We start from the raw sequence: 13,083 nt of genomic DNA on the forward strand, positions 1-13,083 counted from the left end.
GATCTTGGTCCGCTGGGCGAAGCTGCCCCGGTCGGCAGACATGGTGCCGTCGGCACGCCGGCGGGGCTTACAACGGCTGACACAATAAGGTGGATGGGCGCTGATCGCCCTGTCTGAGGCGGGAGTTGCGCGTTCGGTTCGATGTGGGAACGTCGCCGTGGATCGTGTCGGATGAGCTGTGGGACCACCTGGAACCGCTGCTGCCGCAGCGTGAGCGGCGCTTTCGCTACTCGAACACGATGACGTACCCCCGACCCGACCCAAGGTCCAGGTGCAGATCTATTCCACGATTGGCCCAGTTAGTCACTCTTCAAATGGACCACATGTCCGGGTCACCAGCTGCATAGGCTCGACACCAATGCGACTGAGACCACAAGCGACCTCCGTAGGGGATCCCGAGGTCGACACTGGTGCCCTGCTTTGGGTTTCCGGCCCGTACCCCCCGGTCGGCCGGCTGAGCGAGAGGACAAGGATCTGCTGTGAAGGCGTGCGGAGTGTCCGGGGCCGAGAAGGAAGTCGCCCTGCTGGAGTTGCCCGAACCGTCATCTCCCGGGCCCGGTCAGATCCTGGTGGCGGTTGAGGCGGCCGGGGTCGGCCCGTGGGACGAACTGCTCAACGGCGCTGGGTGGGATGTGGGGTTGCGCCCGCCGGCGGCGCTGGGAGTGGAGGGCGCGGGCGAGGTGCTGGCCGTCGGCGCGGGTGTCACCGGGTTTGCCGTAGGCGATCGGGTACTCGCGCACGAGGCCCCGCTGCCCGGGGGAAGCGGCTTCTGGGCCGAACGCGTTCTGATCAATGCGGATCACGCGGCAGCCTGCCCACCCGGGCTGAACGCCGTGCACGCGGCAGCACTGCCAGTCAACGGACTCACCGCGTTGCAGGCCCTGGTGCAGCTGGATCTCAGCCGAGGACAGCGGCTCCTGATCACCAACGGAGGCGGGGCCACCGGAGCCCTGGCCACCCAGCTCGCCGCAGCCAAGGGCTTCGTGGTGACCGCGACCGCCTCCGCTGCCGCCGCAGAGCGCCTGCTCGGTCTAGGAGCGACTGAGGTCGTCGACTACCACGACCCGAACTGGTCGGCCAAGGTACGCGGCGGGTTCCACGCCGCCCTCATCATCGCCACCAGCACGGCGGACGACGCCCTGCCCTTGGTGCGGGACGGCGGGCGACTGTGCTCCCTGACCTCGGACGCGCCTCCGGAGGAACGAGGCATCACGAGTTGGGACCTCTACGTCCAGCCCAACGCCGCGCAGCTTGTCCAGCTGGCGGAGCAGGTCGCCGCGGGAACCTTGAAACTCGCACCGGAACCGCTGCCGCTGAGTGAGGGACCGGCTGCGTTCGCCCGCGTGGTTACCGGACAGGCCGGCGGAAAGAAGATCGTGCTCACCCGAGCATGACCCGACCGGGCACCGCCCGATCCCGATGCTGGGTCACGGTGCCCGCCAGGCGCGATCGAGAAATCGTCAGGCTGAGGGGGCGACCGAGGAGGTGCTGGCGAGGCTCACGCCGGGGCCGCGCCGCAGCCGCCACGGCGGAGGTAACCCACACCGCTAACAACGGCTAACACCATGAGCCGAGTTGTCGATGGGTGATGACGACGGCAACCGGCTCTCCGACCGCGAGATGGTCACCATGGTCATCGCGTTGGTGATCGCCGGGCACAACACCACCGCGCAACTGCTCGCCAGTTCGGTGCAAGCGCTGCTCGAGCACCCGGATCAGCTCGCCCCACTGACCGAGCACCCCGGGCGCTGGCCCGAGGCCGTGCAAGAGCTCATGCGTATGCGTGGGCCGGTGTTCGGCCAGGTGCGCTATCCCACCACCGACGTCGAGTTGGGCGGGACGGTACTCCAGGCCGGAAAGCCGGTGATGCCCGGCCTGCTCTCCGCGAACACCGACCCCGCGAGTTCGACCGCGCCGACGAGCTGGACCTGCGTCGAGACATCGGGCCCGTGGAGCGCCACCTGACCTTCGGGCAGGGCGCGCACTACTGCCTGGGCGCCGCGCCGGTCCGGGACGAACTCGAGATCGCGCTGCGCACGTTGTTCACCCGGTTCCCGCGCCTGACGCTGGCCGGATCGGGGGCCGAACGGGAGATGCGGCCCGGATCCAGCCGGATCATCGAGTTGTCGGTACGGCTGTATGACGGGACGCGGTAACCGCCGACGGTGACATCAAGATCCACTGTAGCCTCGGCGCCACCGTTGTCCGATCCCAGGAGCGGCAATACAGGCCGTCATGAGACGGCGCCGGGAAGGAACCACAAGATGATCAAGATCCCACGATCACCCGTATCGGTCAGGCCGTGCAGCTCACCCACCAGGGTGAGCGGGAGGCCGCTCGCCTCCAGTTCGAAGAGATCTGGGAGGAGATCGGCGGCGAGGAGGGGGATCCCCTGCAGCGTTGCACGCTCGCGCACGCGATGGCCGATGCGCAGGACGACGTGCGCGAGGAACTGCTACCAGCGGGCGTTGGTGGCCGCCGACCTGATCACCGAGGCGCGCATCGAGGAGGCCGGGGTGTCGGTTTCGGCGGCCGGGACTGTACCCCTCCTTGCACCTGAACCTGAGCGAGTGCTACCGCAAGCTGGGCGATCTGGACAGCGCTCGTGAGCATCTCGAGCGTGCGCAGGCCACGATCCACGTGCTCGGCGATGACGAGTACGGGCAGATGATCAAGAAGGGCCTGGAGCAGGTGGCCGACCGGCTGCGCTGACCTTCATGTTCCCGCACAAGCGGTAGAGCCTTTTCCAAATTACTCCGAATTGCACCGTGTAACCCATTCCATCAGCCGACGTGAGCATGAGGCGCCACAGAAAGATGAACGGGGCGGTTTAATGCTGTCGCATTAATGAGTTTTTGACATTACACGCTCAATCCTCGCATGTCTGCGCCGGGAGCCTGGGGTGTCTTTTATGGTGTGCCCGGATGCTGTTTCGGTGTCGTCTGCTCAGCGCGAGATCTGGCGCGCTCAGCAATGGAGTCCGAAAAGCCCGATCTATCGCGTCGGCGAATATATTGAGATCAGTGGCTTGGTCGATGAGGTCCGCTTCGAGTCGGCATTGCGCCGGGCCGTCGCGGAATCCGATGCGCTGCATCGCCGGTTCTTCGAGGAGAACGGCGATCGACGTGAGTGGTCATGCCACCACCGCTTCTAGGTCTGCGGCGACGCGGGCGAGGACCGCCGCGCGGTCGGTCTCCACGAAGTAGTGGCCGCCGGGCATGACGACCACCTCGCAGTCGCGATCGGTGCACGCGCGCCAGTCCAGGGTGGTTTGCCAGTCGGTCCCGTCGTCGCTGGCTCCGAAGTAGACCTTCAGGGGCAGGTCGAGCGTGGGGGGCCGCGGACGGTGGTAGCGGTCACCTGCCGCGATGTCGGCGACCAGAGTGGGCAGCACCGCTTGCATGAGTTCCTCGTCAAATAGGGCGTTGTCCCAGGGACGTTCGTCCCGCAGGGCGGTGGTCAGCTCGTCCTCGGTCACGGGGGAAGCGTCGCCTGGCGCGACATGCGGAGGGCGGCAAGCTGCGGCGATGAGCAGGCTCGGGGCGCGGCCCCGCGCCGTGAGCCGCACCGAGAGTTCGTATCCCAGTAGGGCGCCCATGCTGTGGCCGAGAACGACGGTGGGAAGGTCGCTGGGCGGCAGCGCCTGACACAGCTGCTCGGCAGTATCCTCCAGGGTGGCCAGGGGCGGCTCGGCGAACCGGTCGCCGCGGCCCGGCAGATGTGCCGTGAGCAACTCAACGCCGGAAGGCAGTGCGGCTACCCAGTCCTTGAAGACAGCGGCGGTGCCGCCCGCGTACGGCAGCGCGCAGAGCCGAATCCGGGGCGGGCCGTCGCAGGAGCGGCTGTACCAGGGATTCATACGGGTGAATGTGAGGTCCATTGCTGCAGTCCCTCACACCAGCAGCGAGGTGGCCGACTGCCGGGCGGACCGGGAGCGGCGCAGATCGCGTGTGATGTTGACGCGCTTTAGCCAGCGGTCGCGGCCGTCGTAGGCGGCGGCGAATGGCTTGCGGCCGTGCACGGCCTGGTAGTTGTCGACGAGCAGCAGCGAGCCCGCGTCCAGCGTGACGTGCTGCAGACCGTCCTCTATGAGCGCGGCGATGGTGTCGTAAGCCCGCTGAGCGGGCGCGTCCCCCGGCACCGGGCTCATATAGGCGGGGTCGATGCGCAGATACGGGTCATCGGGGGCACCGAACAGCACTGCGATGCGCTTCGGGTCGTCGTCCATTGCGGCGATCGCCGCGAACCGATCGGCGGACTGAGTACCCGCTGTGTTCTGCTGGGGAGTGTGCGAGGTGTCGGGGCGGATCAGGTAGCGGGGCTCGAGGAGCGTGGCCTGGTCCTCGGGGGCAGCCGGGACAGGTCAGGCCAGCCCAATGTGGTCGCGGCACGCTGGTGGTTGCGCAGGCACAGCAGCCCCACGTAGTCGCAGCGCAGCGGGTGGAAGGCGTCCTCGGTGTGCCACAACAGCTCGGATTTGCTGCTGGAGCCCATCTGCTCGGTCTCCTCGCCGGGGATGGGCAGCACGTCGTGGATGAGCCGGCCGTTCTGCTGGGTGGCCCAGCCGAAGGCTTCGCCGAGCAGGGCCGCGTGCAGTAGGAGGAGGAGTTCCTCGGCTTGGGTTCGCTCGGGCTCAGGGGTGGGACGGGCCGCAGGGGTTGGGCCGATTTGGTGGTCGTCGATACCGAAGCCCGTGACGACGAGGGCGCGCGGAGTGTCGTAGAGCCGCATCCCGGTCAGTTCGGTGCGGATGCGCAGCGGCAGTTCTTGTGCGGCAAGCCGGGTGCGGTGCAGGAGTTCCATGGTGGAGTCGACCGGCACATTGGCGAGGGAGCGCAGCAGGTCGTCGACCTCGGCGTTCTCCTCCTCGGTGAGGGCGACGGTACGCAAATGAGTGTCAGTCATGGTTCTCCTCGTCGAGGGCTGCCGCGAGCGCGGCGACGGTCGGCTCGCTGAGCAGTTGCCGGACGGTCAGCTGGACGCCGGCCCGGCGGCACTGGGCGACGGCCCTGATGGCGAGGAGGGAGTCCCCGCCCAGGGCGAAGAAGTTGTCGTTTACGCCGACCTCAGGGAGACCGAGCACCTGCGCCCAGGCGTCGGCCACGGTTCGTTCGAGGCCGGTGCGGGGTGTCGCGGCGGCGCTGTCGCTCTGCTTGGTGGTGCGGCCCGCGGTGACGAGCCCGCCGAGTGCACCCCGGTCGAGCTTGCCGGTGCCGGTGCGGGGCAGCGCGGTCACCTCGACGATCCGCGCGGGCAGCAGATGGGAGGGGAGCCGTTCAGCGAGCCAGGAACGCAGCCCGTCGGCGGCGGATCCCTCCTTGGTGGCGCGACGATGTCGGGTAGGCGCGTTCGTCAGCCGGGCCGATGGCGCGGGTGCACGGTAGGGGACAAGCACCGGGCGGTCGTCGTGGGCGTCCTGCCGGACCAGCAGAACGTCCATCGCATCGGGTCGGCCGCAGCCCAGCTGACGCACACCCGGTAGGGGGTGGAGTCCGCCAGCGCCCACAGATCCTCGGGGTCGACGGCTACCGTGCGTACGGGTGCTTCGAGCAGTTCGTTGTCTCGGGTCAGTCGGTCGTTGGCCACGCCGCGCACGAGCAGGGCGTCCGGGCCCCCGTGGTCCAGGCGGGCTGACAGCGCCCCGAGGTCGTACACCTGCTCGCCCCAGGTGACCACCTCCACCTCCGGGGCCGCCGGAAGGTCGCCCACGTGCAGCACCACGTCGTAGCGGTACAGGCTCATCTCGTTGCGGTGCTGTCCCCTGCGGGGCAGGATCTCGACGCCGGTGACGCGGGGTGAGCGAGCGGCGAGCGCGGTGAAATACTCGGGAGAGATGAGCAACTCGCTGTCGCGGTGTTCGAATGCGCGCGCCGTGCGGGCCACGTTCTGCGCCGATACGCCGGGATCGGCGTGGGCGAGGGCCTGGCGGGCGTAGAACTGCGGGGCGAGAGCGAGGTTGCGTACGTCTCCTACGAAGATGCGCCCCTGGTCGGCCGCGGCGTCAACGGCGCGGTCCAGGACGGCGTCGAGATAGTCGCGGTCGGGGAAGTACTGGACGACCGAGTTAATGACGACGAGGTCGGCCGACGCGGCGTCGACGCCGGTGAAGTCGGTCGCCTCGCGGTGGTGCAGCCTCGCCTGGTGCGCGGGGCGACGCCGCAGCCCGTCCCGGAGCCATTCCACGGCGGGCCGCGAGAAGTCGGTGCCGGTGTACTCGGTGACATACGGCAGCAGCCGCCACATGAGCAGCCCGGTGCCGCAGCCGATCTCCAGGACGCGCTTGGCCGGCCGGTCGAGGAGCCGGCCGACAGTGGTGTCGACCCACTCCCGCATGTGCTCGGCGGGGATCGGCGCACCGGTGAGGCTGTCGTTCCAGCCCTTGATGTTGAAGGTGAGTTCGCCGTCGGCGGCGTCGATGTGGGTCGTCTCGAAGACGGCATTCCAGTCCTCGACCTGGGCGTTCTGGCCGCTTCCGGGCGAACTGCTGTGCATGGCACGGGGGGCGAGGGCGACGAGGGCGATCAGCCGGGCAGCGCCATTGTTGTCGGCGGCGACGGTGACAGCGGCTTCCTTGACGGTGGGGTGCTGGGTGAGGGTGGCTTCGATCTCGCCGGGTTCGATGCGGAAGCCGCGGAGTTTGATCTGGTCGTCGGTTCGGCCGAGGTATTCGAGGGTGCCGTCGGGGCGCCAGCGGGCCCGGTCGCCGGTGCGGTAGAGGCGGCTGCCGGGGGTGCTGCTGTAGGGGTCAGCGATGAAGCGCTGGGCGGTGAGACCGGGGCGGTTGACGTAGCCGCGGGCAAGTCCCAGGCCGCCGAGGTAGATCTCCCCGGCGACACCGACGGGCACCGGCTGAAGGTGTGCGTCGAGTACACGGACCCGCACATGCGGCAAGGGAGCGCCGATGACGGGGACGTCAACGGGCGCGGAGAGGTCGTGACAGGTAGCGTCGACGGTGCCTTCGGTAGGGCCGTACAGGTTAAAGAAGCGTGTGTCGGTGGCCCGCTCTCGCAACGTCCGCCACAGCGCTGCGGACACCGCCTCACCGCCCACCAGGACCGTCCCCGGAACCCGGTCACCCTCAAGAAGTCCGGCCTCGATCAGCATGCCCAGATGGGAGGGGGTGACGTTGAGAGCGTCGATCGCGGCCCGCCGCACCAGGCCCACCAGCGCCTCAGGGTCGCGGCGCACATCCTCAGGCACCACGTGCAGAGTGTGTCCGGCGACCAGCCACAAAAACTGCTCCAGCGACGGGTCAAAGGTCATCTCGGTGGTGTGCGCGACGTTACTCCGGGAAATTCCGTCCGCCATCTGTCGTACATGGCGGAAGAGTTGGCTGAACGAGCGGTGCTGGACGGTGATGCCCTTGGGAGTGCCGGTGGAGCCCGAGGTGTAGATGATGTACGCGGCCTGGTCGGGGTGGAGACGCGGCACAGGCTCCGGGTCGTCGGACGGGGTCGGTCGGGGGTCAAGGTGGACTCGACCAGGATCGGCGGGCAGGTCGCGGGTGATGACGATGCGGGCCGCGATCTCGTCGAGGACGTAGGCGGTGCGGTCGGCGGGCCACTCCGGGGCCAGGGGAACATAGACGCCACCCGCCCGCATGACGGCCAACAGGGCCACGATGCTGTCGGCTGAGCGTGGCAGGCACACCGCGACCGGCACCTCAGCGACCACACCGCAGCGGCACAAGCGTCCTGCTAAGGACGCGACTTGAGCGTCCAGCTCGGCGAATGTCAGTGTTGCACCCTTCCTTGACGTGCTCCCTGGCCTGAAGTCCAGGGATTCCGGCCTGGGTCGTCTGACCCTTCCGGGGGCTTCCTGCTTCAACGCGCTGCGCGGGCACGTGTGCCCGTCTTACCGGCGCTCCACAGGCGTTTAGCGTCTCCACCCGTCCGGCGGCGACGATACGGCCTCCTTCGAAGAGGACGTTGCGGGCTGCGTTGTGGTCGCGGTCGTGCACGGTGCCACAGGCCCTGCAGGTCCACTCCCGGACGTGCAGGGGCTTGGGTCCGTCCCGGTATCCGCAGGCCGAGCAGACCTGAGAGGACGGGAAGGCCCGGTCCACCTTGGCGAAGGTGCGGCCGTGCTTGACCGCCTTGTACTCCAGCATGCCGACGAACGCGGACCATCCCGCGTCGTGCACGGACTTGGCGAGCCGGGTGCGCCCGAGGCCGGACACCGCGAGGTCTTCCACATACACCGCTTGGTTGTCGCGGATGATCTGTGTCGATGCCTTGTGGTGGAAGTCCCGGCGCCGGTCCGCCACCCTGGCGTGCTGGCGCGCGACCTTGATGCGGGCCTTGGCCCGGTTCCTCGATCCCCTGGCCTTGCGGGACAGCTCCCGCTGAAGACGCCTGAGTTTCTTCTCCGCCCGGCGCAGAAAGCGCGGGGCACTGATCTTCGTCCCGTCGGACAGGACCGCGAACGCGGACAGGCCGAGGTCGATGCCGGACTCCGCTTCCACCTGCGGGAGGGTGTCCGGCTCGGTGTCCACGACGAAGCTGAGGAAGTACCGGCCGGAGCTGTCCTGGGTGACGGTCAGGGAAGTCGGGGCCGCCGGAAGGCGGCGGGACCACGTGACCTTGAGGTTGCCCACCTTGGCCACGTACACCCTGCCGTCGTCCTGGAGACAGAAGGCGTTGGTGTTGAGGCGGATCGACTGCCGGGTGTCCTTCTTCGACTTGTAGCGGGGCGGGCCGACCTTCCGGCCCCGCCGCTTGCCCTTCAGGCTGTTGAAGAAGTTGCTGTAGGCGGTGTCCAGGTCCCGCAGGGACTGTTGCAGGACGACCGCTGACACCTCGGCGAGCCAGGCCCGTTCCTCGGTGCGCTTGGCCTGAGTGATGCGCAGCCGGGACAGCTCGGCCGACTTCACGTATGGCAGCCCTGCCGCGTGTGCTTCCTTCCGGTCGCGCAGGCAGTCGTTCCACACCACGCGGGCGCACCCGAACGCACTCGCCAGCGCACGGCGCTGGGCAGCGTCCGGGTAGGCCCGGTAGTTGTAGCGGAGCTGCATGACCAAAGATCCTTCTACGGTTGGTCTCATGGACAGGCAGAACGACTACAGGCGTGGCAGACACGTCGTCTCGGCGATGCATGTGCACTTGGTCTTCGTGACGAAGTACCGGCGCGGAGTGTTCAACGACGAGATGCTGACACGCTGCGAGGAGATCATGCGGAAGGTGTGCGAGGACTTCGAAGCGGAGCTGAAGGAGTTCAACGGCGAACACGACCACGTCCACCTCCTGGTGCACTACCCGCCCAGGGTCGCCGTATCCAAGCTGGTCAACAGCCTCAAGGGCGTCTCTGCCCGCCGGATACGTCAGGAGTTCACCGGCCGGATCAACCGCGCCATCATGCACGGGCACCTGTGGTCGCCCTCGTATTTCTCCGCATCGTGCGGCGGAGCACCATTGGCGATCGTCCGTCAGTACATCGAGCAGCAAAAACGTCCGCTCTGAAGTGCACCTCAGAGCAGTCTTGAGACGCATTCATCCCCGGGCGTGAACGCCGGGACTTTCTGCAAGAGTCCCGGTAAGCGGCATGTCGTGGTCGACACGCTCGGCCTGCTGATGGGGGGATGGTCACCGCCGCGCGCACCGGTGACCGCACCGCCGCCCAGGTGCTGCGTGAGCAAGTGGCAGGCGAACAAGACCTGTTGACCCTGGTCTGCGCTGACGGCCGCTACACCGCCAGTCTCGTCGAGTAACTGCCTGACCACGCTCGCCCTGATCGTTTCGATCGTCAAACGCAGCGACGACCACAAGGGGTTCGTGGTGCTGCCCAAGCGGTGGATAATCCCCGCGCACCGAGTGCGCATCGGTATCCTGCGGATCCGGGGCGTCCTTAGCCTCGGCGGCGTTGCCGTCATCCGGAACCAGCACCGTATCGACCCGCCGGCGGGCCATCGCCCACTCCTGCCATTCCCGCTCGGCCGCGGCCAGCTCTGCCTGGACGCGGCCGGCCTCCTCCCGCAGCCCGTCGACACGACGGCGTGCGGCAACCTCACGCTGTTCCAGTACTCCGACATCCGACGGCATCCGCGACCTCCCATGAGCGACGACACGACAGGCCACGGGGCTCCCACCGCAATCACCGGCCCTATGCCCGACCAGCGAAAACACGCACCCTCAGGGTGCGGAAAGACAACCGCTGCCACGTTGTCATAGCTTCGATTGGCAGGCGGCCGGACGGCCGCGCGAAGTGCCATGGGGCGGCCCGGTTCAGGAGGGTCCGGCTCCCACCTTTGCCGCCGCCGCCAGATAGGCCAGCACCAAGGGCCGCTCGTCCACCCGGCGGGCGGCTACCGCCAGCTGGGAGGGGGAGATGCCCCGCACTGGCACGGCGATCACCCCGTCCCGGACGACCAGCGGGGCGTTGCCGGTGGCCAGCAGTGCCACGCCCTGGCCGTTGGCGACCGCCTCATGGGTCTCCTCGGCACTGCCCACCACCCCGCCTATCCGTGGCGCGCGATCGCCCCGGGCGTCCAGGGCCAACCAGTAGTCCCGCAGCGGACCAGCCTCGGAAGGCAGGGCGAGTATCGGCTCGTCCAGGAGATCGGTGAAGTCCACCGCCCCCTGGCTATCGGCCGCGGCCCGCGCCGCCAGGGGGTGCCCCCGCGGCAGTGCCACAAGACGTGGCTCCCGGGCCACCACCGCATACCGGTAGCGGTCGCCGTCCGGCAGCGGCAGCCAGACGAAAGCGACATCGCTGGACCCGTCCGCCAGCCCGGCACTGGGATCAGCCCAGTTGACCTGCCGCAGGACGGGCCGTGCATGCGGAAACCGGGAGACCAGCCGGGTCCGCAAGGCGGGCAGAAGCCCGCGGCCCGGACTAGTGGACATGCCGATCACCAGAGTGTGCAGCTCGGCGGCCCTCGCCTCCTCCACCGCCGCCTCGGCGGCCCCCCAGGCGGCCAGCATCCCGCGGGCGTGCGGCAGCAGGGCTTCCCCCACCACCGTCAGCCGCACCACCCGCCGGTCCCGGTGGAACAAACGCGCGCCGACCTGCTTCTCCAGCATCCGTATCTGCTTGCTCAGCGCGGGCTGGGAGACGAACAGCCGCTCGGCGGCCCGTGTGAAGTTCAACTCCTCCGCGACCGCGGCGAAGTAGCGCAGATCGCGCCCATGGACGTCCATAACTCATAGCTATCACAACAGGACTTGGACACGGTCCCGGATCCCGGCGAAGGATGGGAGCTGCCGGCGGGCAGGTCCCGAACACAGTTGACCAAGGAGACGAAGAGATGACCGAGAACGGCAAGGTCTGGCTGGTCACCGGTGCGAGCAGCGGTTTCGGGCGGGCCATCGCCGAGGCCGCGGTCGCCGCCGGTGACACAGTGGTCGGCACGGCCAGACGCACCGAAGCGCTGGCCGACCTGGTCGCCGCGCACCCCGACCGGGTGGAGGCGATCGGCCTGGACATGACCGACGGCGGGCGGATCGACGTGGTGGCCGCTGACGTCCTGGCCCGCTACGGCCGGGTGGACGTGCTGGTCAACAACGCCGGGCGCACGCAGGTCGGAGCGTTCGAGGAGACCACCGACCGGGAGCTGCGCGACCTGTTCGAACTGCACGTGTTCGGCCCGGCCCGGCTGACCCGGGCACTGCTCTCGCAGATGCGGGAGCGCGGCAGCGGATCGATCGTGAACATCAGCAGTTTCGGCGGACAGCTGTCCTTCGCCGGGTTCTCCGCGTACAGCGCGACCAAGGCCGCACTGGAGCAGCTTTCCGAGGGCCTGGCCGACGAAGTGGCACCGTTCGGCATCAAGGTGCTGATCGTGGAGCCCGGCGCGTTCCGCACCAACCTCTTCGGCAAGGACGCGGCCCACTTCTCCCAGCAGCACCCCGCCTACACGGAGAAAGTCGGCGCCACCCGGAAGCTGTTGCAGGACGGCGACGGCACCCAGCCCGGGGACCCGGCGAAAGCAGCGGCGGCGATCCGGCTGGCCCTGGACGCCCAGAACACCCCGCTGCGGCTCGCCCTCGGCAGCGACGCGGTCGACTCCCTCGTCGGACACCTGGACTCGGTACGGGCCGAACTCGCCACCTGGGAGAACATCTCCCGAGGAACGGACTTCGGCACACAGTGACAGTCCAGCGCGACGCGGGCGACGGGAATCCCCCGGAATCCACCAGGGCCACCCCTCCCCTGACTCGATCACCCCCCAAGCCAGTGGGAAAGCCCGGCGAGACCCACGCCGGTGAGGGACCGCGGCCGCCCGCCCGATCAGTGTCCAGACCACGCCGACCCCTCAAGAGCGCCTCCCGCGCCACCCACGCGACGCGACGCGCACACCCCGGACCGGCCACCGCACCCCCTGCAGCTGACCGGTTGCCGCCGAACACGCCACCCCGATCACCACAGACCCAGGCTGAGGCCCTCTCCCCGGCGGGCTGCCGGACGAATCCGCACGCCTCGCATGGGCGGCATCCAATGAGAACAGGCCCGGGAAATCGGCCGAGCGACCCTGCCCGCTCGGCCGACCACCTCGGCGGCGAGACGGCCACTGAGGAATGCGGCCACAAGGACTCGCCCGCACAGACAGCCGGCTGACACGCACCTACCGCTACGCCGGGCGGCCATGTTCCCGCCGCCCGGCATTCGCTCACTCCCACCGCCCCAAGGTGCCCCCGCCACCAGCTGGCCTGTCAGCGCTCGCCCCTGACCTCCCATCTCGACGGCAACACCTTCAAGAAGATCTCAGGAGTGCCTGATCTGCTCACGTCCTCCTCTGCCTCCGGGCCGCGGCCGATACGCCGCAGACGGCCCGGGGGGATCCACCATGGTGCTCGCTGCCGCCCTGCTGGGCTTCCTCCTCATCTGGCTGGACGCGTTGATCCGCACCGTCGCGCTGCCCGGCATCGACCGCAGCCTCGGCCGCGGCATGTCCGGCCCGCAGTGGGTCGTGGACGGATACACGCCGATCTCCGCCGTCCTGATGATCTCCGCAGGTGCCCCCTCCGACCGCCTCGGGGCTCGGCAGGGCGTACGGCGGCGGCCTGGTGCGCTTCGCGCCGGCCCCGGCCGCGTGCGGGCTCGCACCCGGGCTCGGCATGCTGGTGGTGGCACGACTGGGCGCAGCGC

Annotated in this window: 16 protein-coding genes and 2 pseudogenes; 9 read left to right on the top strand and 9 right to left on the bottom strand. The window is 68.8% G+C overall.

The window, feature by feature from the left end; all coding sequences use genetic code 11:
* Nucleotides 1-113 precede the first annotated feature (113 nt).
* The 4 genes and pseudogenes from STRVI_RS53540 to STRVI_RS46485 form a co-directional block, all read left to right on the top strand.
* A pseudogene (locus tag STRVI_RS53540) lies at nucleotides 114-260 on the top strand (IS5/IS1182 family transposase); the annotation flags it as partial.
* A gap of 219 nt (nucleotides 261-479) precedes the next feature.
* Nucleotides 480-1,394: an NADP-dependent oxidoreductase gene (locus tag STRVI_RS21670; RefSeq protein ID WP_014057782.1), complete on the top strand. Its 915-nt coding sequence runs from the start codon at nucleotides 480-482 to the stop codon at nucleotides 1,392-1,394.
* A 187-nt stretch (nucleotides 1,395-1,581) separates the two neighbouring features.
* The gene (locus STRVI_RS21675) at nucleotides 1,582-1,965 is read left to right on the top strand and encodes a cytochrome P450 (RefSeq protein ID WP_050993722.1); all 384 of its coding nucleotides are present in this window, start codon (nucleotides 1,582-1,584) and stop codon (nucleotides 1,963-1,965) included.
* A complete protein-coding gene (locus tag STRVI_RS46485; RefSeq protein WP_050993723.1) occupies nucleotides 1,950-2,156 on the top strand; it encodes a hypothetical protein in 207 nt (68 codons plus the stop codon). Before STRVI_RS21675 ends, STRVI_RS46485 begins: the two co-directional genes overlap by 16 nt.
* Before the next feature lie 77 nt (nucleotides 2,157-2,233).
* Here STRVI_RS46485 and STRVI_RS54650 read toward each other — a convergent pair whose 3' ends face one another.
* Nucleotides 2,234-2,416 (bottom strand): hypothetical protein, encoded by a 183-nt coding sequence (locus STRVI_RS54650; protein WP_251982701.1) that lies wholly within the window; start codon nucleotides 2,414-2,416, stop codon nucleotides 2,234-2,236.
* Between the two features lie 134 nt (nucleotides 2,417-2,550).
* Here STRVI_RS54650 and STRVI_RS54655 point away from each other — a divergent pair, with 134 nt between their 5' ends.
* Both STRVI_RS54655 and STRVI_RS51770 read left to right on the top strand, forming a co-directional pair.
* The gene (locus STRVI_RS54655) at nucleotides 2,551-2,712 is read left to right on the top strand and encodes a hypothetical protein (RefSeq protein WP_251982702.1); all 162 of its coding nucleotides are present in this window, start codon (nucleotides 2,551-2,553) and stop codon (nucleotides 2,710-2,712) included.
* 190 nt (nucleotides 2,713-2,902) lie between these two features.
* On the top strand, nucleotides 2,903-3,154 hold the full coding sequence (locus STRVI_RS51770) for a condensation domain-containing protein (RefSeq protein ID WP_123060288.1): 252 nt from the start codon (nucleotides 2,903-2,905) through the stop codon (nucleotides 3,152-3,154).
* Here the strand turns inward: STRVI_RS51770 and STRVI_RS21685 are convergent.
* The 6 genes from STRVI_RS21685 to STRVI_RS21705 form a co-directional block, all read right to left on the bottom strand.
* Nucleotides 3,134-3,859: a thioesterase II family protein gene (locus STRVI_RS21685; protein WP_251982703.1), complete on the bottom strand. Its 726-nt coding sequence runs from the start codon at nucleotides 3,857-3,859 to the stop codon at nucleotides 3,134-3,136. The genes STRVI_RS51770 and STRVI_RS21685 overlap by 21 nt on opposite strands.
* Before the next feature lie 33 nt (nucleotides 3,860-3,892).
* Entirely contained in the window at nucleotides 3,893-4,228 is a 336-nt protein-coding gene (locus tag STRVI_RS54660; protein ID WP_251982704.1) for a TauD/TfdA family dioxygenase, read from the bottom strand.
* 80 nt (nucleotides 4,229-4,308) lie between these two features.
* Nucleotides 4,309-4,905 carry a hypothetical protein gene (locus STRVI_RS54665; protein ID WP_251982705.1) on the bottom strand — a complete coding sequence of 199 codons (597 nt, stop codon included), beginning with the start codon at nucleotides 4,903-4,905 and terminating at the stop codon, nucleotides 4,309-4,311.
* Nucleotides 4,898-5,395: a phosphopantetheine-binding protein gene (locus STRVI_RS21695; protein WP_014057784.1), complete on the bottom strand. Its 498-nt coding sequence runs from the start codon at nucleotides 5,393-5,395 to the stop codon at nucleotides 4,898-4,900. The genes STRVI_RS54665 and STRVI_RS21695 overlap by 8 nt, the downstream gene beginning before the upstream one ends.
* Nucleotides 5,353-7,689 (bottom strand): amino acid adenylation domain-containing protein, encoded by a 2,337-nt coding sequence (locus STRVI_RS21700; protein ID WP_014057785.1) that lies wholly within the window; start codon nucleotides 7,687-7,689, stop codon nucleotides 5,353-5,355. Before STRVI_RS21700 ends, STRVI_RS21695 begins: the two co-directional genes overlap by 43 nt.
* Nucleotides 7,664-9,013, bottom strand: coding sequence for an RNA-guided endonuclease InsQ/TnpB family protein (locus STRVI_RS21705; RefSeq protein WP_014057786.1), 1,350 nt, complete (start codon nucleotides 9,011-9,013; stop codon nucleotides 7,664-7,666). The genes STRVI_RS21700 and STRVI_RS21705 overlap by 26 nt, the downstream gene beginning before the upstream one ends.
* Nucleotides 9,014-9,041: 28 nt before the next feature.
* Between STRVI_RS21705 and tnpA the strand changes: the two genes are divergently transcribed.
* The gene (gene tnpA / locus STRVI_RS21710) at nucleotides 9,042-9,458 is read left to right on the top strand and encodes an IS200/IS605 family transposase (protein ID WP_014057787.1); all 417 of its coding nucleotides are present in this window, start codon (nucleotides 9,042-9,044) and stop codon (nucleotides 9,456-9,458) included.
* Nucleotides 9,459-9,577: 119 nt separating this feature from the next.
* The gene (locus STRVI_RS55610) at nucleotides 9,578-9,706 is read left to right on the top strand and encodes a hypothetical protein (protein WP_286012092.1); all 129 of its coding nucleotides are present in this window, start codon (nucleotides 9,578-9,580) and stop codon (nucleotides 9,704-9,706) included.
* Nucleotides 9,707-9,827: 121 nt separating this feature from the next.
* Here STRVI_RS55610 and STRVI_RS56420 read toward each other — a convergent pair.
* Both STRVI_RS56420 and STRVI_RS21720 read right to left on the bottom strand, forming a co-directional pair.
* Nucleotides 9,828-10,037 (bottom strand): annotated as a pseudogene (locus STRVI_RS56420) (hypothetical protein); the annotation flags it as partial.
* Nucleotides 10,038-10,220: 183 nt separating this feature from the next.
* Nucleotides 10,221-11,135 (bottom strand): LysR family transcriptional regulator, encoded by a 915-nt coding sequence (locus STRVI_RS21720; RefSeq protein WP_014057789.1) that lies wholly within the window; start codon nucleotides 11,133-11,135, stop codon nucleotides 10,221-10,223.
* A 107-nt stretch (nucleotides 11,136-11,242) separates the two neighbouring features.
* On the opposite strand from STRVI_RS21720, the gene STRVI_RS21725 reads away from it, so the two are divergent.
* On the top strand, nucleotides 11,243-12,088 hold the full coding sequence (locus STRVI_RS21725; protein WP_014057790.1) for an oxidoreductase: 846 nt from the start codon (nucleotides 11,243-11,245) through the stop codon (nucleotides 12,086-12,088).
* Nucleotides 12,089-13,083: the final 995 nt, after the last annotated feature.

The organism is Streptomyces violaceusniger Tu 4113, assembly GCF_000147815.2.
In the GTDB taxonomy this organism is placed as follows: Bacteria; Actinomycetota; Actinomycetes; order Streptomycetales; family Streptomycetaceae; genus Streptomyces; species Streptomyces violaceusniger_A.

Coding starts and splice junctions, on each gene's coding strand:
- STRVI_RS54660 (WP_251982704.1), bottom strand. CDS start 4,228: ATGGACGACGACCCGAAGCGCATCGCAGTGCTGTTCGGTGCCCCCGAT.
- STRVI_RS55610 (WP_286012092.1), top strand. CDS start 9,578: ATGGTCACCGCCGCGCGCACCGGTGACCGCACCGCCGCCCAGGTGCTG.
- STRVI_RS21720 (WP_014057789.1), bottom strand. CDS start 11,135: ATGGACGTCCATGGGCGCGATCTGCGCTACTTCGCCGCGGTCGCGGAG.
- STRVI_RS21675 (WP_050993722.1), top strand. CDS start 1,582: ATGGGTGATGACGACGGCAACCGGCTCTCCGACCGCGAGATGGTCACC.
- STRVI_RS21685 (WP_251982703.1), bottom strand. CDS start 3,859: ATGAATCCCTGGTACAGCCGCTCCTGCGACGGCCCGCCCCGGATTCGG.
- tnpA (WP_014057787.1), top strand. CDS start 9,042: ATGGACAGGCAGAACGACTACAGGCGTGGCAGACACGTCGTCTCGGCG.
- STRVI_RS54665 (WP_251982705.1), bottom strand. CDS start 4,905: ATGACTGACACTCATTTGCGTACCGTCGCCCTCACCGAGGAGGAGAAC.
- STRVI_RS21705 (WP_014057786.1), bottom strand. CDS start 9,013: ATGCAGCTCCGCTACAACTACCGGGCCTACCCGGACGCTGCCCAGCGC.
- STRVI_RS21725 (WP_014057790.1), top strand. CDS start 11,243: ATGACCGAGAACGGCAAGGTCTGGCTGGTCACCGGTGCGAGCAGCGGT.